Source organism: Streptococcus sanguinis (assembly GCF_026781265.1).
Classification (GTDB): domain Bacteria; phylum Bacillota; class Bacilli; order Lactobacillales; family Streptococcaceae; genus Streptococcus; species Streptococcus sanguinis_T.
In genome coordinates, this window is sequence record NZ_JAKUVC010000002.1 from 446,314 (window position 1) to 468,945 (window position 22,632).

The following is a 22,632-nucleotide window of genomic DNA, read 5'->3' on the forward strand; positions in this document are numbered from 1 at the left end:
TGACTTGGGTCAAAATCAGTAAGTTTTTTCTACGACTGCGACGTTTTATTTTCTTTTGTCGACTTATTATTGTTCTTGTCCGATTGTTCATTTGTGTTCGTTGAAGACTTTTTCTTATTTTTCTTCCCGTTGTCATTTTGCTGAGCAGAAGAATCCCTGCTCTTGTCCTTGCCAGACTGCTGACCGTCTTGAGGCGGCATTCCTTGGTCTTGACCGTTCTGTACTGGACCACCATCCTGTGGTGGCATGCCATTATCTGGTCCACCATTTTGACCATTCTGACCTGGCTGTGGTGGCATTCCATTTCCTGCATTCTGACCATTCTGCCCCTGCTTTGGTGCTTCTGGTATAGTAGCTGACTGTTGAATAGCTGATTGCTGACTGTTTGTACCGTGAATAGCTGTCGCAAGACCATAACCGCCCAGAAGTCCGACTGCTAGAGCACTACCCGTTGCAACCGTCAGCCACCATTTAGTACTTTTTTCTACAACAATCATTTTTTCCATATCCATTTAATCTATCACCTTCTTTTTTTAAAATTTTTTCTGACTCATTCTATCAAGCAAGAAGCTAATGCAGCTTACAAGTCATCCCATACACATCCTTTCACTAGAATAGCATTATCATATAGTTTTTTACTTAAACAGGACTGAATTTTTTCTTAAAAAAGGCTGAAAAGATAAGGAAAATGGATTATGCAAAGTGCTTTTTCAATATACGGCTATATTTATCTAATAAAAGAAAATCGGTTAATCTTGAAGACAGAAGATTGAGTTTAGCAAACAAAGATGCTCCTCGCCCCATTAGAATGACTCTTTGATGAGACTTAATACCTTTTAGTAAAGCCAGACAAACTTCGTCTGTAGTTGAAATCTTAATTCCCATCTCTTCCCAAACAGGATGGTAAGGTTTTTCTGAGGGCGTGTCCGTAGCATTGGGACAAAAATAGGTTAAATACACCTTTTTCTGCTCCTGCTTTAATTCGCGATTCATTGATTCAATAAAAGAAAAAATCCCTGCACGACTAGCCACATCTACGCTATAGTAAGGGAAAGCGAGCCGCCCATCTGCAAAACCGCCAGAATGCACAATTGTAGCACCTTTTTCATTTGCTAATAAGGGCAGAAAAATCTTGCTAATAAGAATGGCGCCAGATAAATTGATTAACAGTGTCTGCTCTATGTCCTCAAGGGAATGCGCTGACAAAGACTTTCTTACATCAAAACCAGTTGCATTGATAACAATATCTATACATTCCGACCACTCTTGTATCTCTGATACTACATTTTTTAGAGACTCTTCACTTGTTATATCCACTGAGCTTATTGGAATAAAAGACGAAAATTCTTGCACAAATATCTTTAACTTCTCTATATCTCTTCCTAAGAGATATAACCTAGCACCTGCTTGATGAAAAGCTCGTGTATAGACTCTTCCCAAACTACCACTTGCACCAATGATTACAACCTTTTTATTTTTAAAATAATTATCAAACATATAATTCTCCATTCTCTAGTGAGCCTTTTGTGATAAATTCAATAAAACAAGTCCGACAATAACCAGAGTTATCCCAAAAAGACTTACAGCTGTTACTTTTTCGTGCCAAAGCAGAATAGATAATATCGTTGTCCCTACTAGACCTATTCCAGACCAAATAGCGTAAGCTAGATTTAACTGAATGCCCTTTAAAGATAGAGATAAAAAGAAAAAGCACAAGCCATAAAACACCAAAGCAAGGCAACCGAAAAATAGTTTTGAAAAACCTTGAGATAGTTTTAAAAGACTTGTGGCGGCAATTTCAAATAGAATTGCGAGAGATAAATAAAAATAGTAAAACATTGTTTTCCTCCTAATATTCTAAATAACTAAAAAGTTAGCAGGAAAATCAATAGAATTATCCGAGAGATGAAACAAAGCAAGTCCAAAGTGTACAGGCATTTGTCAAAATCATTGATTTTATGCTCGAATCTTTGGAGATAGATAAAGTTTTTCGACCGCATAACTCATCTAATGAAATCTGGTAAAAATCGGCTAGACGAATAAGACTTGCACTATCTAGAATCGTCTTATCATTTTCCCAATTCGAGATGGTCTGCCGAGTCGTTCCTAGTGATTCTGCAATCTGAGCTTGACTATAGCCTTTTTGCTCCCGTATAAATTTCAATTGTTTTCCTAACATTATCTTTTCCTCCTCATCATACTTATTTTTTAGTTGTTTGGCTAGATGAAATTCTTTAACATTAGTGATTATTGTAAGTAAAAATTCTTTGACATGGCTATTATAACACGATTTACGTTCATCTTAAAATACTTGCCTATCTAAAACACTTGATACATCTATCGACCATTTGCTCAAAAAATCCGCAGCAAAAAAGACTGGGGCGAAATTGTCTCAGTCTTGATTTATCATGTTCAAAAGCTCTGGATGCAGGAGCTGCTTATCTTTTTATGACTTTTTCTTAGAAAGACGGAAGCCAGCTGACGCTAGCAAGGTCGCAAATCCAAGATAAGTGAGAAGAGCACTCGAATTGCTTCCAGTTTTAGGCAGTTGCCCTTGAGAAGCTCTCTCTTTGGTTTGGTAGCTGACAGATAGCTGCAAGTTGCTTGTTTGCTTACTTGCAAATCTTTGATGCTGCCAAGTTCGGTTTGAAAGAAGCTCAAATTTTTGCGCTGTTTGAACAGTAATTTCTGCAGGAGGTGTCGAAACACTAACCTGATTGGATGCTATCCGGTATTGATTATTAATCAGCAAGCTGAAATGATTGGTATAGGTTCTGCCTGGATACAAGAGTCGACCAACTGCTGCTGGAGCTAGCGTTTCGGTAGCAGTATTCAAATCAGCATTGTAGCGTTCAAGCAAACCTGGTGCAGCAACAAAAGTCAAGACTCTGGTGCTCGGGTCATAAGAAACCTCGTAACCAGGACTTTTCGCTCTAGTCGCTTCTAGATCCAATTCAAAACCTTCTGGCAGGCGATCCTCCAATACGAAAGAATGAATTGGCTGGCGATAAGCAGGCAAAGCATCCGTTACCAGATTAAGGACAGCAAAACTTCCCTGGCTAACCTCTTGTTGATGAATATTCTTCTTGGACTCATCCTCCAACTCTTCTCTGACTTTTAACTGGATAAAGAGCTGGTTATAATGATAAGTTTGAGTCGGTGCTTGCGGACGGCTTGGCAAAGCTTGATAGCTAGGTTCAGCCGGCTTTTGAGGAAGCTCTTTATAATTCGGCTTGTCAGGCTCCTCCATCAAAGGCAAGTCACTTTCTCTGACAGGTGACTGGGGCTCAGGCTGAAGAACTGGTTCTTTAGGGAGCTGTGGTTCCTGCAGATAGCTTGGCTCCTGAGGCAGGTCCTCTAAAGCAATTTCTTCTTCATAAACAGGCGGTTTCGGAGCCTCACCAGTGTTTACTTCAGGATCTTTTTGAGGTTTTTCTGGTTCCTTCAAATAAGAAGGTCGTTGAGGTTCCTGTGGCAGCGCTTCTTCAACCGGAGTTTGCGGAAGGCTCAGCAAGGGCAGCTCCTCCTCATAAGTTGGCTCTTCAACTACAGCCGGCTCTATCAATAGAGGAGGGGAGCTAGGTTCTTCTGGCACCTCCTGATAAGCTGGCGCCTGCGGTTGAAGCGGCTCAGCCTTATAAGTCGGCTCTTGCGGTAAAACTTCCAAATCTCTTTCCGGTAGAGCTACTAGTTCCTCAGGCCGACTTGGAAGAGCAAGAGGCTGAGTTTCTGTCGGCTGGCTAGGAAGTTCTTGATAGGCTGGCTGAGCTGGCTCTTCTGGCAAAGATTGATAAACCAGCTGAATTGGAAGAGGCTGCAGTGCCTTGAGCTCTTCATAGGTTGGCTCTTGTGGTTGAGCGATCTCAGTCGGAGCGACAGGCTTCATTGGGACACCTTTAGCTTTAATATCTGAGTTAAATACAAACCAAGCAGAACCCCGATTTCGTGAACCAATATCAAAGGAAATGACATCGCCCTGTGCCTTACCGACAATAGCGCCATACCAGTTATAAGGACTAGTAGGTGTATCCCACTTATTATACTCAAAGCGAGAGCCTTCCTTCTCATGGTTAATAGAAATATCGGCATGAACACTGGTATCTGGGTGAATGTTAATAGCTGATCCTGTGATAGGAACATATTCACCATTAAAATTCTTGATGTACTCAATCGCAGCTTTATTCGTATTTAAAGATGAGAAGCTGACAAGCGAATCTGTCATATCAAGCTTTTCTCCTGCCTCATCGAAAAACTCCGCTTGGACATTGACTCGAGATTGGCCATGAAAATCCAAGGTCCACACAGTCAAAGTCGGATCCTTAACCAAGAAAACTGGCAGCTTATCCTGGCTCTTCGTTGATTCTTTAAGAGTATAAGTGTAAACAACTTTAGCGATTTTCTTGCCTTGAATACTGGAATTTTTGATATTGGTATAAGTAGCTACCAGAGGCACATCTTTTTGCAAAACGACTTTAGTCTGATGTTCTTTCCCTTTTAAAACACTGGTCAAATCAGTTATTCCTTGTTTGTCCATTCCCCAAGAACGAACCTCATCAGTCAGCTCATCATTGGTATAGGTTCTAATAGAGGGATCAAGTGTCAAGACGGCCTGGGGCTCAGATTTAAAAACAAATGGCTGGCTTTCAACCTTACTGAGATAGCCTTCTTCATTTTTCTTAGCTTCAGCTTCCTGCAACTCTCTCTCAAAAGTCACAAGAGCTGCATCATACTTAGTTTTGGCAGTATCATAGGCAGCTTTTGCCTTCTTATATTCTTCTAAGAGCTTATCATAGTAAGCTTTCAAGCGGGCATTTTTTTCCTTAATGCTTGCATTTTCCTGCTCAATCACTGCGTTCTGCGCTGAAATAGCCGCAAGGTTTACCTCATAGTCTTCTTTTATTCTTTGATTTTCTGCTTCAATTCTTGCAAGATTTTCTTGGTAGTCCGCTAATTCTGCCTGATAAGCAGCTAATTTATTATTGTTTTCCGTCTCGATCCGAGCAGTTTCTTCTTGGTAGGTAAACAAGGCTTTCTCATATGCTTCTTGATTTTTCTGGTTGCTTTCGGTGATTCGAGCCACATCCTGCTCATATTGGGCTAATTGATTTTTATAAAGCTCTTGTTTTTCCTGATTTTGCTGACGAAGCTGGGCGTTTTCAGCTTCAATGGCAGCATTACGGGCTGTTACTTCTGCTTTTTCAGTCTCATAGGCAGTTTGCCGCTTCTTATTTTCAGCTTGAATACGCTCAAGTTCAGCTTGATAAGCAGTCAAAGCCACTTGATAATCTCTTTCTTTGGCATCATTAGCAGCTTGGATTTCAGAGCGATTCTTTTGATAAGCAGCTAATTTATTCTCATAGTCTTTCTCGGCAGCTTGATTTTTTTGTCGAATCTCAGCCAATCGTTCTTGATAAGCAGCTAAATCAGCCTGATACTGCTCCTTTAAGGCTGCATTTTTCTTCTGAACAGCTAGATTTTGGGTCTCAATCTCTTTGTTCTGCTCTTGGATTTTAGCCAAGGCTGTCTCATAAGATTGTTGAGCTGCTTGATTGTCTCTTTGAATGCGTTCTACTTCCTGTTGGTAAGCCGTCAATTCTGACTGATACTGCTGCTCTAGCTCAGCATTTTCTTTCTGAACCCGAGCCAATTCTTTCTCATAGTCAGCCAAGGCAGCTTGATAAACAGCTTCTTTTTCTGCCTTAACCTGAGTCAGTCTGGATACTTCAGCTTCATACTGCTTGACTGCTTCCTGATAGGCCTTTTCAGCTGCCTGATTTCGTTCTGCAATGGCTGCATTTTCAGCTTGGGCAGCTTTGTTGTGAGCTGAGACCTGAGCAAGCTTTTCATCATAGCGACGCTTTACTTGAGCATTCTTCTCCTGAGTAGCTTTCAGCTCTGTAGTATAGCTCTCCATAGCAGTTTGGTAGTCTGCTTTCGCTTGAGCATTTTCTTGCAAAATCCGTGAACGCTCCTCTTGATAGGCTGCTAAAGCTGCTTGATAGGAGGCTTCTTTCTCTTGATTGATTTTTACTATACGGGTCAATTCTGCTTGATAAGCCGTCCGCTTCTGTTCATATTCCGCCTCTAGCTGAGCATTTTCAGCTTGAATACGGTTGGACTCTTGTGCATAGGAAGCCAGAGCCTTGTCATATTGATCTTTCAAGGCTTGATTGGCAGACTCTTTCTGACTGAGTTCTTTCTCATAAGTCTTCAGTTGCTCCTGATAAGCTGCTGTGGTTTCACGTATTTCCTTGACTTGGGTCGCATAATCTGCTAGCGCTGTCTCACGTTTACTAGCAGCTTCTTCTGGATTTCTAGCTGTTCCTAAATCAACAGTCGATTCCTGCTTTAGCTGGATACCTGCTTTCTCAGCCTCTACCAAAGCTTGGTCCATTTCCGCATGGGAAACCTCCAAGGGAAGCTTGCCTTGATTTACAGACTCTGACTGAACAGGGGCAGCAGTCGGCTGGGGTGCTTCGGTTGGTGAAAGTGCAGCTTCAGAAAGGGAAGACTGATCTGCTGCTTCTGCTGCCTTTTCCTCAGCCTGAACCGACCCAGCAGCTAGCAACAAAGCTGCACCCAAAACAGCTCCGCACAAACCCTTAGAAAGGCGGCTCTTGCGGAAGCCATAGACTATTTTCTTTTCCATTATAAACTCCATTTCTCCTTTAAACAGTTACCTGTTTATTGTCCATATTGTTATATTTTATCAGAGCAAAGGCAAATAAGCAATGTTTAAATACTCAAAATGATAAAGAAAAAGCCTGAGATAGATAATATCTCAGACTTTCTTGTCAATTTAATTAAATCGATCAAATCGCAGCTCGAATTGCTTTTTCCACTGCTTCTTTCTCGCGCTTCACTAGTTCAACACGCGCAGCGATTTCCTTGATTCCCATGCTGATGTTTCGGCTAATCGCCATATCATCCAACTGTGGCTCAAAGAAGGCTTTGTACTCTGCCAATCTCTTCTCTGTCTTGAAGACCACTGCTGGGCTAATGACAAAGCTATCAAAGCTCATATCACCACCTAGCGCTGCCTTGATCCAGTCCCAATTCTCACGCGCCCAAGACCATACTGCTTCTTGAGTAAAATCACGGCTGAGGAAACGGGCATACCAAGCTGACAAATCCTGCGGTTTCACAGTAAATTTATCTTTCCAAGTCGCTAAAAGTTCATCCAAGGTTTCCTTGTTCTTCGTATAAGAAAGGGCTGTAGAAAGAGCATTTTTGAAGCTTCCATCATTTGAAGCGACATAGAGGTCCAGATAAAGCTTGGTCAGCTCCTTGCTTTCATGATGCTTGATTTGGTTGACCAATACCTGCAGGCGAATAGCGGCAGGGAGTTTTTCCAAATTATCACGATAGCTATCAAAAATCTGACTTGCTTGAGCTTTAGCTGTCTCATCGTCCGCCTTAATCATATTACCCACAATCAGCTGACGAACCATCTCATCCTCATCACTTTCGCCTTCCTGTTTTTCAAAACCAAGACGGTCGAAATTACTTTGACTGAGAATTTTCAGCAGGGCTTTGTAATCTTCTTCAGTCTGACTGCCTTCATCAACAAAGCGATTCAACCCTTCCAGCACTTGGGAAACAGCTGAAACCACCATATAAGAAGTTTCGTTTGCTAGCTTGCTGATAACTGGCAGCAGGTCCGCATAGGAAATCTTACCTGACTCTGCTAGAAGTCGGCGCTCCTGCACGATTTGCAGTTTACTGATATTGTCTAAAGAGCTGAGATTATTCAGAAGAGCATCCAGCAACTCACCCTGATAATCTGTAATATAGTGGGCAGTGTTTTCTGTATTAAGGCGCAGGGCTCCTTCATTTTGCGCTGCCAAGGCTGCATAATTAGGAATTTCCAGTCTTTCTGTCGTCAGAGTATCAGGCAGTCCTTGCCAATGGCTATTGAGCGGTACTGGCCAGAGGCGACCTTTGTCTTCGTGCTCCCCAATGAAGAACTGCTTCTGGGTCAAAATCAAGCAGTCATTTTCAACCTTAGCAGTGACAACTGGATACCCCGGCTGCTCCAGCCAAGCATCCATAAAGGCAGCTACATCACGGCCAGAAGCTTGAGAAAGATCGTCCCAGAGGTCACGACCGATGGTATTGCCATACTGATGCTTCTCAAAATAGGCGCCTAGCCCCTTACGGAAGGCATCATCTCCCAACCAACGGCGTAGCATGTGCATAAGACGGCTACCCTTGGCATAGACGATCGCTCCATCAAAAAGAGTATTGATTTCATCAGGGTGTTTGACCTCTACATGGACTGACTGGACGCCATCTGTCGCGTCACGCTTGAGGGCATAAGGAGCCCCACTGGTCTGGAAATCTTCAAAAATCTTCCAGCTAGGCTCAATCGCATCAACTGAGACATACTCCATCATATTAGCAAAACTTTCATTGAGCCAAAGGTCATCCCACCACTTCATGGTCACTAGATTTCCGAACCATTGGTGGGCTAATTCGTGTGCAACAACCAAGGCAACTGTCTGACGGCTTAGAGCTGTTGAATTTTCATCCACCAACAAATAGATTTCCCGATAGGTCACCAAGCCCCAATTTTCCATAGCCCCAGCAGAAAAGTCTGGCAGAGCCACATGAAGGGATTGAGGAATAGGATACTTGACTCCATAATATTCTTCGTAAAATTCAATACAGCGAACCGCAATGTCCAAAGCAAACTCTAGATTGCTGATTGGGTGGGCCTTGGTCGCATAAACTCCTACCAAAGTTCCATTCTTAGTTTTAGCAGTAATTCCTTGCATATCACCTGCAGCAAAAGCCAAGAGATAGGAAGACATACGTGGAGTCGTTTCAAACTTCCAAACGCCAGTCGCTTTGCGGTTTTCAACATCAATTTCCGGCATATTAGACAGAGCCAACTCACCCTCTGCTTGGTCAAATTTCAAAGCCAAATCAAAAGTTGCCTTAGCCTCTGGCTCATCCACACTCGGAAAGGCTTCGCGGGCAAAGTGACTCTCAAACTGCGTAGAGATAATCTCTTTTTTCACACCATCAACCGTGTAGTAAGATGGGTAAATCCCCGTCATATTGTCCGTAATCTTACCAGTATAAGTTATTGTCACCACTACAGGCCCGGCCGCTTCCAGCTCGATATAAAGAGCTTCATTGTCCTTATCAAGAGTGAAAGGACGAGCTTGGCCAGCTACCTCTACAGCTTCAACTGTCAAATCTTTTTGATGTAAGGAAACCTTACTCGTCTTAGCTTCCCCAGTAATGGTCACCTTGCCTGAAAAAGTCTTGTCGGCACGATTCAGATCCAAAAAGAGATCATAGTGCTCAGGAACAAAAGTTTCAATAAAATGTTTAACTGCTTGCATCAGCTTCTCCTCATCTAGCGAACAACGTAGCAAGATTACTCTGCCATTCTTGTCCACTTATAATCTGTTATTATTGTATCATATTTAAAGGATTTCAGTGCAGAATAAATGTAAACAAAAAGACAGGGGAATAACCTGTCTTCATTTATCATCACAACTCAATAATTTTACCTGTTTCAAAGTAAACAACCCATTCACAGATATTCTTGGCATAGTCGCCGATTCGTTCCAAGTAAGAGATAACTTGGAAGTAGTCGCGGCCAGTCACAATCAGCTCTGGATTTTGTTTGATTTCCTCAGTAGCAAGATCGCGAATATCATCAAAGTATTGGTTGATTTTCTCATCCATAGCTGCTACAGCATAAGCTTGGTCTACATTTCCATTGAGGTAGACGTTCAGAGTTTCTTCAACGAAATTCTTAACATCGCGCCCCATCTTGCTGATGGCATCTTCTACAGACTCGATGCGAACTTCTCCCTTCATCCGAACAGTAGCTTTGGCGATAGATACGGCATGGTCACCCATCCGTTCCAAGTCACTGCTGGCCTTTAGCACGGTGATAACGGTCCGCAAGTCCTGAGAAACAGGCTGTTGCAGGGCGATGATTTCCAGAGATTTTTTCTCCAGTTTCACTTCGTAGTCATTGACTTCAGCATCGTCTTCAATGACCTGACGAGCCAGTTCACGGTCATGTGTGACAAAGGCACGCACTGTCCGGTTAATCTGCGATAGGACTTCGTTTCCCATCGCGTAGAATTGATTATGAAGTTTTTCTAAATCTTCTTCAAATTGTACTCTAAGCATAAGATTCCTTTCTGTTATCCGAATTTACCAGTAATGTAATCTTCGGTCTCTTTATGGGCTGGATTGAGGAACATCTTCTTGGTTTCATTAAATTCAATCAAGTCTCCACCAAGGAAGAAGCCGGTCTTTTCAGAAATCCGAGACGCCTGCTGCATGGAGCGAGTGACCAAAAGCATGGTATATTTGTCTTTCAGGCTGTAGAGGGTTTCCTCGATTTTCCCAGCAGAGATTGGGTCCAAGGCGGAAGTAGGCTCGTCCAAGAGAATAATCTTAGGACTAGTAGCTAGCACGCGAGCCACACAAACCCGTTGCTGCTGACCACCGGAAAGACCAATTGCAGAATCATGCAGCCGGTCCTTGACCTCATCCCAGATAGAAGCTCCAATCAGGGAGCGTTCTACTGCTTCGTCCAAAACAGCCTTGTCCTTGACACCATTAATCCGAAGTCCATAAACTACATTTTCATAGATAGTCATAGGGAAAGGATTAGGCTGTTGGAAGACCATTCCGATTTCCTTGCGAAGCTCTACCGTATCTGTCCTCGGACCATAGATATTGTGACTGTTATAAATGACCGTTCCTGTAGTCGTTACTTCTGGATTCAGGTCGCCCATTCGGTTGATGGCCTTGAGCAAGGTTGACTTACCTGAGCCTGACGGGCCAATCAAAGCCGTAATCTCATTTGGCATGAAATCAAGTGAAACGCTATTAAGGGCTTTCTTTTTATTATAATAAACCGACAAGTCCTTGACTTGCAAAATAGGTTCTGTCATACGTTTTTCCTTCATTTTATTTTACATTCAACCAAAGACTAAGCTTGTTGAACCGTGATGAATACGGACAGCTGCTTAACCAAAGTGGCCTGAAACATAGTCATTAGTGGACTGATGCTTGGCATTTTGGAAAATATTAGCCGTCTTATCATACTCAATCAAGTCGCCCAGATAGAAGAATCCAGTGTAGTCACTAGCACGGGCAGCCTGCTGCATATTGTGGGTCACAATGATAATGGTATAGTTGTTCTTAAGTTCGAACATGGTTTCTTCCAGCTGCATGGTCGCAATCGGGTCCAAGGCTGACGCTGGCTCATCCATGAGCAGAATGTTTGGCTTGACCGAGATAGCACGGGCAATGCAGAGCCGCTGCTGCTGACCGCCAGAGAGGGTTAGGGCTGATTTGTGCAAGTCATCTTTGACTTGGTCCCAAAGCGCCGCTTGCTTGAGCGAAGTCTCCACAATCTCATCCAGAACCTTTCTATCTCTGACACCAGCCCGTTCATGAGCAAAGGTAATATTTCGATAGATAGACTTGGCAAAAGGATTTGGTCTCTGGAAAACCATGCCGATATGCTTGCGCATTTCATAAACATTGATTTCAGGCCGGTTGACATCAATCCCCTCATAGAGAATCTCCCCAGTCACATTTGCAATATCAATGGTATCGTTCATGCGGTTGAGGCTGCGAAGATAGGTAGATTTACCTGATCCAGACGGGCCAATCAAAGCAGTGATTTTATTTTTTTCAAACTGCATATCAATGCCCTTGATGGATTCCTTTTTACCATAGTAAACATGCAAATCCTTGGTTGACAGGGCTACCTTTTCTTCAGGAAAAGTAATGATATGTTTTTCATTCCAATTATATTCTGTCATTTCTTCTCCTTTAAGCAGAGGTTAATTTCTTATGCAGATAGCTGCCCAGTTTGCGAGCTCCCAGATTGAAAATCAAAATGAAGATCAGGAGAACCGCTGCTGAACCTGCAGAAACAGCCGTTCCATCAGGAATTGTACCCTCGCTGTTGACCTTCCAGATATGGACAGCCAAGGTTTCAGCCTGACGGAAGATAGAGATAGGGCTGGTAACGCTGAAAATATTCCAGTTGGACCAGTCAAGAGCCGGAGCTGATTGACCTGCTGTATAAATCAAGGCTGCAGCTTCCCCGAAAATACGTCCAGAAGCCAAGACAATCCCTGTCACAATACTAGGTAAAGCTTCCGGGATGACCACATGCAGGACCGTTTCCCAGCGGGAAATTCCCAAGGCCAAACCAGCTTCACGCTGGGTGTGATGGACATGGCGAAGACTATCTTCGACGTTCCGCGTCATCTGAGGCAGATTAAAGACTGTCAGAGCCAAGGCACCAGAGATGATAGAAAAACCATACTCAAACTGGACAACAAAGATCAAATACCCAAAGAGCCCAACTACTACCGAAGGCAGTGAAGACAGAATTTCAATACAGGTGCGGACAAAGTTGGTCACTGGACCTTTCTTAGCATATTCTGACAAATAAACCCCAGCCCCCATAGAAAGAGGCACAGAGATAATCAGAGTAATTACAAGCAGGAAGAAAGAATTATAAAGCTGAATGCCAATACCACCGCCAGCTTGGTAAGAAGAGGATTTTCCTGTCAAGAAAGACCAGGAAACATGCGGCAGACCTCTAACTAAGATATAGAGTATGAGAGAGGCAAGGATGGCAACAATGATACTCGCTATTGTGTAGAGAACACCAGTCGCCAATTTATCTAATTTCTTAGCGTGCATAGTTTTTCTTACCTCTTTCTTTTGTAATTAGTTTAATCACACTGTTAAAGGCTAAGCTCATCATCAAGAGCACCAGAGCCAGAGACCAGAGAACGTTATTGTCCACTGTTCCCATAACGGTATTTCCGATTCCCATGGTCAAGACAGAGGTCAGTGTAGCTGCTGGTGTTGTCAGAGAGGTTGGAATCACCGCAGAGTTACCCACAACCATCTGGATAGCTAGGGCTTCACCAAAGGCACGCGCCATTCCAAAGACCACAGCTGTAAAAATACCTGAACGAGCTGCCTTGAGTGTTACCCGCCAAATGGTCTGCCAGCGCGTAGCTCCCATAGCCAGACTTGCTTCACGGTAGTGGCGCGGCACAGCACGCAGACTGTCCGTCGTCATAAAGGTTACTGTTGGCAAAATCATGACAAAGAGCACAAAAATACCAGACAAAATCCCAAAACCAGTCCCGCCAAAGACTGTACGGACAAAAGGAACCACAATTTGCAGACCGATAAATCCATAAACAACAGACGGAATACCAACTAAAAGTTCAATCGCCGGTTGCAGTATCTTTGCTCCTTTTGGAGAAACCTCTGTCATAAAGACAGCTGCACCAATCGCAAAGGGAGTTGCTATCAGGGCTGACAGAATGGTAACGATAAAGGAACCTAAAATCATTGGCAGGGCACCGAATTCCTTACCAGAAGGATTCCAGACACCACCAAAAAGAAAATCAAAAACATTAACGCCGTTGACAAAGAAAGTAGATAGACCTTTCTGAGCAACGAAAATTAGAATCATAGCCACAATCACAACAATCAGTGACAAACAGGCAAAAGTCAGATAGCGGCCAAACTTCTCCAAGCGAGAATTTTTAGAAGGCGATAACAACTTTTTGGTTAATTCCTCATTTTTCATTTTGAATCTCCTTCTATTGCTGTGACATTTCCATCAGCGTCCTTGCTGACTTTCATATCATTGATTGAGATATAGCCCATGCTGGTAACAACACCTTTTTGAACATCGTCTGACAGCATGTATTCCAGAAACTCAGCGGCCAAACCAGTCGGCTTGCCCAGTGTATACATATGCTCATAAGACCAGAGCGACCAGTTATTGGTAGCAACATTTTCTGCTGTTGGTTCGTAGTTGTTGAGTTTCAAGGTTTTTACAGACTCGTCAACATAGGCAAAGGCTAGGTAAGAAATCGCACCAGGAGTTTGCGAAACGATATTTTTGACCATACCGTTGGAATCCTGCTCCTGGCTCTGCACAGCAGACTTCCCATCCATGATCACACTGTCAAAGGTTGCGCGGGACCCAGAGCTAGCCGCACGATTGATAATCGAAATCTCCAAGTCCTTACCGCCCAGTTCTTTCCAGTTGGTGATTTCACCAGTGAAAATTTTCTGCAGCTGTTCGGACGTTAGATTATCCACGTTCACTTCTTTATTGACAATCACAGCAATACCGGCCACAGCGACCTTATGGTCCACCAAGTCAGATGCTTTGATCCCTTCCTTCTCTTCAGCAAAAACATCAGAGTTCCCGATTTCAACAGCTCCTGACTGCACTTGAGAAAGACCTGTACCAGATCCGCCACCCTGCACATTGACCGTTTTACCGATATTGTTAGAGCCAAAGTCATCAGCTGCCGCTTCAACTAAGGGCTGCAGGGCAGTTGAACCTACTGCTGTCATGGATTCACCACGGTCAATCCAAGATGAGCAAGCTGATAAGGTGAGTCCTAAGCCCAGAGCTGTCAGCGCTAAAGCAAATTTTTTCAATTTGTTCAAAAGATTTCTCCTTTAATAAAATCAAGAGGATGGGAAGTATCTTTAGTATTTCTTACTTAGCAGAAAGAAGCTTTTTTTCAATACATTCACATCTTCAACTATATCATATAATACCAGCTTTTCCTAATATTTTATCTAAATCTCAGGCCTTTTGGAAAATAATTTTTCAGGGTTTTTCCAGTGACTTTTGCAAAGCCCAGGCCATTCCCGCCAAGGACTAGTTGGTACCAACCGTTTGGCTGTGGTTCTGCCAGTTCAATCGTCTCGCCTGCTGCATATTTCGTGAAGTCCTGTTCATTGATTTCAACCTGCTTCAAAACCTCGCTTGGCTTCATAGCCAAGCCTAGGGCAAAGCTAGGCTCAAAGCGATTCTTCTTAAACGTTCCTAGATGCAGGCCGTTACGAGCAATCTTTAGCTTGGATAAGTCTGGCAGTCCAGCAGGCAACAAATAAAGATTGTCCCCAAAGGTCTGCAGTTCTCCAGTCAAGACCGTTTTTAGATGCTTGCTCTCAAAGTCCTGCCATAGCTTTCTTTGCTCACTCGTCAAGCGATTCTTAGCTGATTTAATCTTCTTACTATTATTCTCACCAGTAAAACGAAAGTGGGCTGCAAACTGACCTTCACCTTTGAAGCGATGCGGATACATCCGAGCCGTCTCAGGAAAGCCAATTCCTTCAGTCATCCCGTTTATCTTAGGAATATCGATCAGTTCAAGTGGAAATTCTTCCAATAGCCAAGCAACGATGTCTTCATTTTCTGCAGAAGCCCAAGTACAGGTCGAATAAACCAGACGACCGTCCTTGGCAAGCATGCTCATAGCAGCTGTTAAAATCTCTCGCTGGAGCTGGGCGCATTGGACCGGATAATTCGGCGTCCAATACTGGGTAGCATCTGGTTGCTTACGAAACATGCCCTCGCCCGAGCAAGGTGCATCTAGCACAATCAAATCAAAATAGCCCCCGAAAACCTGAGCCAACCGCTCAGCAGATTCATTGGTAACCACCACATTTCTGGCACCAAAGCGCTCAATGTTCTCCACTAAGATTTTAGAGCGTTTACTATTAATTTCATTGGAGATCAGCAGGCCTATATTGTCCAGAAAAGACAAGAGATGAGTTGATTTGCCACCTGGTGCAGCAGCTAAATCCAGGACTTTCATCCCCTTAGATGGCGCTGCTATCTGAGCTACCATTTGAGCTGCTGGCTCCTGCGAATAAACCAGACCAGTCACATGCTCAGCAGACTTACCAGACACCTTGCCATAAAAACCCCAGTCTGTCTGAGGAATGGCATCTGAGAAATCCTGCTGGCCTTCTTTTAGAGGATTGCTGCGAAAGGCCGAAATCGGCTCCTCGTCAAAGGCCGCAAAAAAGGCTGCCGCTTCTGTGCCTAAAATCTGCTCATATTTTTCTTTAAAACCTTTAGGAAAGTCCATTTACTGCTTCCCCTTTTCTAAATAAGGCTTCAGAGCTGATAGTTTGCATTTAGGTGCCATCATGACAGGCTGCCGAGTCTGGAAATTTAGCTGACTGCCATCCAAGGTCTGGACGACAAAGCCCAACTTCTCCGCCATAATCGAAGCCGCCGCATAATCCCAAGGCCAGTTATAGGAAAAATAAGCCAAGAGGCCACCAGACAGTACCTTGCTAAAACTAATCCCTGCACTGCCATAAACCCGAACCCCTAAACACTCCCGAGCCAAGTCTGACAAGCCCCAATCATTGGCTTGCAGCATACCGGCATTAGAAGCCATGAGAAAAGCTTGAAAAGGCCGGTTCTCAAAAGCAGGAAGTTTCCGTTCGTTACAATAGACATCAAAGTCCCCGCCACCATGATAGAGCTGATCTCTGGTCACGTCATAAATCAAGCCAAATCGACCAATGCCCTTTTCAAAATAGGCAATCATGACTGCAAAATCAGCCTTCTGAGTGATAAAATTAGTGGTCCCATCGATCGGATCTATCACCCAGACATTGCCATCAGCAATATTATGTCGGAGTCCATTTTCCTCCGCTAAAATAGCATCCTGGGGATAGCGGGCTAGAATCTTAGCCACCAAATCATCCTGAACCTTCTGATCCATCTGGGTGACCAAGTCAGTAGCACTGGTCTTTTGACTCACATCCAAATCATCATAGAGATGTTCCTTCAAAAAAGCACCAGCTTGGTAGATGATTTCTTTAGCAAAATGAAATTTATTTTCCAAGAGAAATGCTTCCTTTACCTTTACTTTTTGCCTCTTGAACAGCACGATAAAGCGAATAACCGCTGACGTTTTCAAACTCTCGGCCGATTCGCTTCTCTTCGCCCTTGCTCGGAACAACTTGCTTGAAAGACGCATAGGACTTCAAGAGCTTTTCTGCTTGGACTTTCTGTTCATAAGCTGCTTCTACATCATTAAAAAAAGAGAGCACCGAAGCAAGCTCTTCAGTGCTCCACGATAAATCTAGTGGGTAACTATAATTTTTGTTCATCTTTACTGAATATCTGCCCGCATAGTTGCGGATCTTAACTCTTCCTTACGATAACTACGAGGCAAGAAAGCACGAATTTCATCCTCGTTAAAGCCGATTTGCATCCGTTTGCCGTCTAAAATAATTGGGCGTCGCAAAAGACTAGGATTTTCCTCAATCAACTGAATCAAGGTTGAAATGGACAAATCCTCCACATCCAAATCTAATTTCTGAAAAATTTTTGAGCGAGTTGAAATAATGTCGTCTGTACCGTTCTCTGTCAGAGAAAGAATGTGTTGCAATTCGGGAGCTGACAGAGGGCTCGTCATGATATTATGTTCCTGAAATGGCACTTCATGATTTAGCAGCCAAGCACGCGCCTTACGGCAAGAAGTACAACTCGGCGATAAAAATAATGTAATCATGCGTTTCTCTTCTAATTCTGTATAATAACTACCTCTATTATACTAAATTTTATTTGGCTTGACTATATTTTTTTGAAAATTACTGCCGAATGTCATGAAAATATAAATTTTCAACTATTTCGATAAGCAGTCCAACTTCTAGCAATCTGTTCATCGCTCTGCAGCTGAGCAATCAAGCTGTCAATACCATCAAACTTAACCATCCCGCGAATCTTATCCAGCCAGAAAATCCGAATGGTATCGCCATAGATGTCCTGAGAAAAATCAAAGATATTAACCTCAAAACGAAGTTCATCCCCGTCAAAAGTTACATTTTTCCCAACACTAGCCATACCACGATAGAGCTGACCATTGTGCTCAACATCCGCGACATAAACGCCATCTCCTGGAAGAAGGACTCGATCCAAGGGAGCTAGATTGGCTGTTGGATAGCCAATCGTCCGTCCTCTGGCATTACCATGAACCACAATACCACGCGTAGATAGAGGATAGCCTAGCAATTCTTGAGTTTTTAGCATATCTCCGACAGCAATCGTCTCCCGAATCCGAGTGGAAGAAATTTTCCGATTATCCAGATTAACCGAAGGAACGATAACAATCTTACCGTTAAAATAATCTCTCAGCTCATGTGACTCTTTGCGGTCTGAGCCAAAATGATAGTCAAAGCCAGCTACCACAGCCTTGGCGCGCAAACGAGATACGTACTTCTCAAAAAAGTCCCGAGCTGTATTGCCCGCAAAATGGCTAGTAAAATCAATCAGGTAAAGATAGTCAACACCCAGACTTTCCAGCTGCGCCATCCGGTCTTCAGGACTAGCCAGATGCAGCATGAGCTCAGGCTGGTAGCGTACAAAGGCTAGCTTAGGCGACTCCGGAAAAGTCATCACTGCAATCTTTAGACCTTGCTCCACAGCAATCTCTCTCGCTTTCTCAAAGAGTGCCTGATGGCCCTTATGCAGCCCATCAAAATAGCCTAGAACAAGGACCGTGTCTTCTGTCTGATCAATCCCTTTTTCATCTATAATTCTCTTGGTTATCATCATTCCTCTATTTTACTACGCATTTGCTATTTTTACAATATCCGTTCCGCTCGAAACCGCAAAATATTCAAAAAGATTTTTACCGTTCTAATGCAGGACGTTTGTCAAAAGCTGAAAAATGTAAAACAAAAGGACAGCAGTTGTGCAGTTGCTGTCCTTTTGTGAGGTTTAATGAAATCATTATAACATGCAAGCGCACATTTCATATTACAAAAGAGTAACAATCTTTTGACAATTCTACTGCGGATATTAAAGGAAGACCTTGCGAGGCTTGTAGGCGGCTTCCCGATTTTCCAAAATGGCTACTAACTTCTCTTTATAAAAGCCAGCTAGCTCAGCTTCATCTGACATCAAGCTTATAAAACGGCCGTTTCTCACGTCCTCAACCTGCTCGTCTGAGAGCTCAACTCTCACTAATTCTCCGATTCCCAATTCGAGTGGTTGGAGGAAGGAGAAATCATCTACTGCTACTCGCTCTTCTATTTCATCCAGGGTCAAGGCATCATCTAAGCTCATACCTGCAGAGGAAGTACGTGTCAGCTGGGACATGTGACTGGCAAAGCCAAGCTTTGCTCCCAAATCAACAGACAGGGTTCGGACATAGGTCCCCTTGCTGCACTTCACTCGAAAGCGAAAGCGGGCTTCCTCATCTTCGTAGGAAATCGGACTGGTGCGCTCGAAACTATAGATGGTCACCTGCCGCTCTGGCCGCTCAACTTCTTGACCCGCTCTTGCATACTCATAAAGCTTGCGGCCATTTACCTTGACTGCAGAGTACATGGGCGGAATCTGGCGAATCTCACCAGTCATGGACTCCATCGCTTCATCAATGAGAGCTTCTTCTAAAAGCTCCGTCACTGGCGTCCGCTCTAGGATGTCTCCGCTGGCATCTTCTGTCGTTGTTGAGCATCCTAGCGTAATCTCCCCCTCGTAGACCTTGCCTTCCTCCTGCATGAACTCAACCAAGCGCGTTGCCTTGCCCACAGCAATTGGAAGCACTCCTACCACATCTGGATCCAAGGTACCCCCATGACCGATTTTCTTGGTTTTTAAAATCTTGCGCAGCTTAAATACCGCATCATGCGAGGTCATGCCCGCTTCTTTTCTTAGGTTGATAATTCCGTTCATTGATTAACTTTCTAAAAATACTAAAACTCTCTTTTGGAAATCCTTGTCTGATCTTGCATCATATTCTTGAAAGGTCTGAGCCTGAATCAGCAGTCACTTTCTGTTCTTGATTTTCTCCAAAAAATTCATCAATTTATATGGATGTTAATGATTGACTTCAAAAACTTAACGAAACCGTCACACTTCTATCCGACTTTCAAAAATCTGATAAAGCTGTTCAAGGCGGCAGTCCTCAGTAGTCGTTATTTCTTCCTCCGATAGGAGAACATTTTCCAATATTGGAAAAAAATCTTGAGCCAGTTCCCGACTGTTCAGCCAATCTGTCATCTGCTGGTTAAAGGTAGGATTGTCCGAAAAAATATAGTCAAAGTGGGCATAATCCTTTGTGTAATAGTAGTAAATCTCCTCCAGAGCAAGTAGTGCCTTGATGGGATCAGCTTCCTCCAGCCAAAGACTCTTATCTAGCAGATGGTCGGTTTCAAGGCCAGCCAGATCAAACATAACTAAATAAACCGCCACACCATCAGCTTGACTGGGTCTAAAATTAATAGTATCAAGGATAAACTGACGTGAGAAGCGCCGCATAAAATCTAACTCCTGTGGCTTCCAACTGTAACTTTCAAAGTGACACCGATCCAGATTAAGAGAGTCATCGACTCTGATTTCAATGTAGTGAGCAATCATCTCTAAAATCCGAGGCAGAAAATGCCTGATTTGGTAGTCGTCATCACTCTTATTAACCACCGCGTTGAGGTATTCATAGATTAACACCTCACTCAGTTCCCTGACAGGAATGGTTTGCAAAGCTCTGAGATTCTCCTCAGAGAGGCAGACAGGGCAGGTACAAAGGGTCAGAGGAAAGTGCAATTCGCACTTAAACAGGGTATAAGCCTCTTCTAAAAGGGCCTGCATAGCAGGGCTGAGGTCGGGCTCCTTCGATATTTCCGGTCTAGTCTTAGCTTTTTTCTTTCCCATGCTCATCCTCCTCTACGTTCCTCGCAAAAGCTAGGCTAGTCTGACGAAAGACATAATTTTGGGCATGCGCAGCCAACCGTTCATCATTGGCGCCGTCTTGACTAGCTATCTTCTTGACCTTGTCCATCAGAGCTGTCGCAATTCCTTGCCACCTGGCATTTCGACTGACTGCCAGAGCTAAAATTCGATAGTAGAAACCTGTGGACTCGAAAAAGTAAAGCTTAACATAGCCGATAAAGTCAAGAATCTGAGATCCTTTCTCAGCAACTAAACAACCGCAAGCTGGATTAACAAGAATATCCCTGAGTCTCCTTTGCAATTCATCTTTTTCTGCTGAATAGCCCAATACTTTATACAGGGGCGGCAGAACTTCTGCGTCTTCTTTCTGATATTCTTGAACAGTCAATTGATCTATCATTTTTCTATTTTTCTTTCAAAATATTGCTTATAAATAGTTACCGCTATCTGACGTTTTTTCTTAATAACCAAGTCAGTCGGCTCTTCATCGTCCATAAATCCAATCCCTGAAAAAACTAACAAACCTAGTCCAAGATAAGGTAAATCCTTAACAGATAAGGACATCCCTTGAAAAAAGACTAAATAGCAAAGTACTAAAAAATAAACTACATTAGCTAACAGTACTTGTTTGCCTCGTTCAATCCAAATTTCTTTACGTAATTCGGAAGAAGCAGCCTGCCATTGCTGATTAAAAGTTTCCTTCCCTTCTTGTGGCAGTCTTTCTATAATTCGATCAATCTCAGCAAATTTGGTTGCTTGTATCCAACGGGTTGTTAAGTCCATTTTTCTCACTCCTTCAAAGCTTCAAACTTAGCTTTCATGGTAGGATTTTTGCGTGTCAGTTTTTTGACAGAGACATCGTCCAGTTTGTTGTTTGCCAAGCGCAGCTGGTTTTCAGAGGTTGTCAGGAACTTCTTGATTTCTTCCATACGGCGGATGGCCTTGTCAATCTCCTCGATGGCCTTGCCAAAATTGGTCGAAGCAGACTGATAGTTCTTGGCAAAAGCTACTTTAAAGGCATCCAAATCTTCCTCAAAATGCGTAATATCAATGTTCTGCTCCCTAACCAAGGCCAGTTCCTGCTTGTACTGGAGCGAGTTAAGCGCAGCATTACGTAGGAGGGTAATCATGGGCAGAAAGAACTGAGGCCGGATAACATACATCTTCTCATAGGCATAGGACACATCGACAATACCCGAATTGTAGAGCTCGCTGTCAGCCTCCAGAAGTGTCACCAAAATAGCATACTCGCAGCCTTTCTCCCGCCGGTCCTTATCCAGCTCTTTGAAGAAATGCTCGTTTTTCTTCTTGGTCGCTGTCTCATCACCTTCATTCTTCATTTCAAACATGATGGAGAGGATTTCTACACCATTTTTATCCACCTCACGGTAAATATAGTCACCCTTGCTGCCTGTTCTGGCATCATTGTCCTTGCCAAACTCCGCTTGTGGAAACATGGCCATACGGTTCTTGTTAAACTCGTACTCACAGTGCTGTTCCAGACTCTCACCAATCATCTTAGTAGACTGCTTGGCCTTGAAATCCTTGTAGAACTCTATGGTCTCATCTTTCTGCCGCAGCTCTACCTCATAGCGCTCTTTGAGCGAGGTCTGAGCCAGAGCTGCTTCCTTTTCTTGCAAAACTAGCCGATTCTTAACCTCGTCTCGCTCTTTTTCCAGCACAGACAAGGTCTTTTGCAGTTGATTTTCATGCTCCAAGCGCAGAGTTGTCAGTTGACTTTCCAATTGCTGAACTTCCTTATCCTTCTCCTGCAATTGAAGACTAGCTGCCTGCTCCGCCTCTTTCTTTGCCAATTCCTGCTGGGTCTCAAACTGAGCAATTTGACTTTGAAGATTGCTAATTTCCTGTTCTTTCTGAGATAGGAGAGCTTGTTGGGCATTCTGGGATTTTTGCTCTGCTAAAGCCAGTTCCTGCTCAATCCGAGCATGAATCTCCTTGTCAAACTCTGCTGTCCGAACCTGCGACAAAAGCTCACTGTACTGGCTCTCATTGACTGTAAAAACCTCCCCACAGTTGGGGCATTTGATTTCGTTCATGGGGTACCTCTTCATCTAAAATTAAACATTTTATTCTTTTTTTCC

Annotated in this window: 22 protein-coding genes; all 22 read right to left on the reverse strand. The window is 43.4% G+C overall.

Features of this window, described 5'->3' with window-relative positions:
* Nucleotides 1–29 precede the first annotated feature (29 nt).
* The 22 genes from MK370_RS02960 to MK370_RS03065 all read right to left on the reverse strand — a co-directional run bounded on the left by MK370_RS02960 (nt 30) and on the right by MK370_RS03065 (nt 22,587).
* The gene (locus MK370_RS02960; protein WP_268684088.1) at nt 30–512 is read right to left on the reverse strand and encodes a hypothetical protein; all 483 of its coding nucleotides are present in this window, start codon (nt 510–512) and stop codon (nt 30–32) included.
* 181 nt (nt 513–693) lie between these two features.
* On the reverse strand, nt 694–1,509 hold the full coding sequence (locus MK370_RS02965) for an SDR family NAD(P)-dependent oxidoreductase (RefSeq protein ID WP_268684089.1): 816 nt from the start codon (nt 1,507–1,509) through the stop codon (nt 694–696).
* Nucleotides 1,510–1,512: 3 nt separating this feature from the next.
* On the reverse strand, nt 1,513–1,839 hold the full coding sequence (locus MK370_RS02970) for a DMT family transporter (protein WP_268684090.1): 327 nt from the start codon (nt 1,837–1,839) through the stop codon (nt 1,513–1,515).
* Nucleotides 1,840–1,894: 55 nt separating this feature from the next.
* Complete coding sequence (locus tag MK370_RS02975; protein ID WP_002925100.1) at nt 1,895–2,179, reverse strand: helix-turn-helix domain-containing protein; 285 nt, start codon at nt 2,177–2,179, stop codon at nt 1,895–1,897.
* Between the two features lie 267 nt (nt 2,180–2,446).
* Entirely contained in the window at nt 2,447–6,661 is a 4,215-nt protein-coding gene (locus MK370_RS02980; RefSeq protein WP_268684091.1) for a GbpC/Spa domain-containing protein, read from the reverse strand.
* A 151-nt stretch (nt 6,662–6,812) separates the two neighbouring features.
* Entirely contained in the window at nt 6,813–9,353 is a 2,541-nt protein-coding gene (locus MK370_RS02985; RefSeq protein WP_268684092.1) for a M1 family metallopeptidase, read from the reverse strand.
* A 151-nt stretch (nt 9,354–9,504) separates the two neighbouring features.
* On the reverse strand, nt 9,505–10,158 hold the full coding sequence (phoU, locus tag MK370_RS02990) for a phosphate signaling complex protein PhoU (protein WP_002900571.1): 654 nt from the start codon (nt 10,156–10,158) through the stop codon (nt 9,505–9,507).
* Between the two features lie 14 nt (nt 10,159–10,172).
* Nucleotides 10,173–10,931: a phosphate ABC transporter ATP-binding protein PstB gene (gene pstB / locus MK370_RS02995; RefSeq protein WP_009660526.1), complete on the reverse strand. Its 759-nt coding sequence runs from the start codon at nt 10,929–10,931 to the stop codon at nt 10,173–10,175.
* A 75-nt stretch (nt 10,932–11,006) separates the two neighbouring features.
* Nucleotides 11,007–11,810, reverse strand: a complete 804-nt coding sequence (gene pstB / locus MK370_RS03000; RefSeq protein ID WP_268684093.1) for a phosphate ABC transporter ATP-binding protein PstB — start codon at nt 11,808–11,810, stop codon at nt 11,007–11,009.
* A 10-nt stretch (nt 11,811–11,820) separates the two neighbouring features.
* On the reverse strand, nt 11,821–12,705 hold the full coding sequence (gene pstA, locus MK370_RS03005; protein WP_002895770.1) for a phosphate ABC transporter permease PstA: 885 nt from the start codon (nt 12,703–12,705) through the stop codon (nt 11,821–11,823).
* On the reverse strand, nt 12,695–13,612 hold the full coding sequence (gene pstC / locus MK370_RS03010; protein WP_002895771.1) for a phosphate ABC transporter permease subunit PstC: 918 nt from the start codon (nt 13,610–13,612) through the stop codon (nt 12,695–12,697). Before pstC ends, pstA begins: the two co-directional genes overlap by 11 nt.
* Entirely contained in the window at nt 13,609–14,490 is an 882-nt protein-coding gene (locus tag MK370_RS03015) for a phosphate ABC transporter substrate-binding protein PstS family protein (RefSeq protein ID WP_125383251.1), read from the reverse strand. Before MK370_RS03015 ends, pstC begins: the two co-directional genes overlap by 4 nt.
* A gap of 131 nt (nt 14,491–14,621) precedes the next feature.
* Entirely contained in the window at nt 14,622–15,926 is a 1,305-nt protein-coding gene (locus tag MK370_RS03020) for an RsmF rRNA methyltransferase first C-terminal domain-containing protein (protein WP_268684094.1), read from the reverse strand.
* On the reverse strand, nt 15,927–16,697 hold the full coding sequence (locus MK370_RS03025; protein ID WP_268684095.1) for an inositol monophosphatase family protein: 771 nt from the start codon (nt 16,695–16,697) through the stop codon (nt 15,927–15,929).
* On the reverse strand, nt 16,687–16,965 hold the full coding sequence (locus MK370_RS03030; protein ID WP_268684096.1) for a UPF0223 family protein: 279 nt from the start codon (nt 16,963–16,965) through the stop codon (nt 16,687–16,689). Before MK370_RS03030 ends, MK370_RS03025 begins: the two co-directional genes overlap by 11 nt.
* A gap of 2 nt (nt 16,966–16,967) precedes the next feature.
* Nucleotides 16,968–17,369: a Spx/MgsR family RNA polymerase-binding regulatory protein gene (locus MK370_RS03035; RefSeq protein WP_002906786.1), complete on the reverse strand. Its 402-nt coding sequence runs from the start codon at nt 17,367–17,369 to the stop codon at nt 16,968–16,970.
* A 110-nt stretch (nt 17,370–17,479) separates the two neighbouring features.
* Nucleotides 17,480–18,409 (reverse strand): bifunctional riboflavin kinase/FAD synthetase, encoded by a 930-nt coding sequence (locus MK370_RS03040; RefSeq protein WP_326845067.1) that lies wholly within the window; start codon nt 18,407–18,409, stop codon nt 17,480–17,482.
* Between the two features lie 249 nt (nt 18,410–18,658).
* Entirely contained in the window at nt 18,659–19,537 is an 879-nt protein-coding gene (gene truB, locus MK370_RS03045; RefSeq protein ID WP_268684098.1) for a tRNA pseudouridine(55) synthase TruB, read from the reverse strand.
* A 177-nt stretch (nt 19,538–19,714) separates the two neighbouring features.
* Entirely contained in the window at nt 19,715–20,512 is a 798-nt protein-coding gene (locus MK370_RS03050) for a hypothetical protein (protein ID WP_268684099.1), read from the reverse strand.
* Complete coding sequence (locus tag MK370_RS03055; RefSeq protein ID WP_268684100.1) at nt 20,493–20,930, reverse strand: GNAT family N-acetyltransferase; 438 nt, start codon at nt 20,928–20,930, stop codon at nt 20,493–20,495. Before MK370_RS03055 ends, MK370_RS03050 begins: the two co-directional genes overlap by 20 nt.
* The gene (locus MK370_RS03060) at nt 20,927–21,313 is read right to left on the reverse strand and encodes a hypothetical protein (RefSeq protein WP_268684101.1); all 387 of its coding nucleotides are present in this window, start codon (nt 21,311–21,313) and stop codon (nt 20,927–20,929) included. Before MK370_RS03060 ends, MK370_RS03055 begins: the two co-directional genes overlap by 4 nt.
* Nucleotides 21,314–21,318: 5 nt before the next feature.
* Entirely contained in the window at nt 21,319–22,587 is a 1,269-nt protein-coding gene (locus tag MK370_RS03065; protein WP_268684102.1) for a DUF2130 domain-containing protein, read from the reverse strand.
* Nucleotides 22,588–22,632 lie beyond the last annotated feature (45 nt).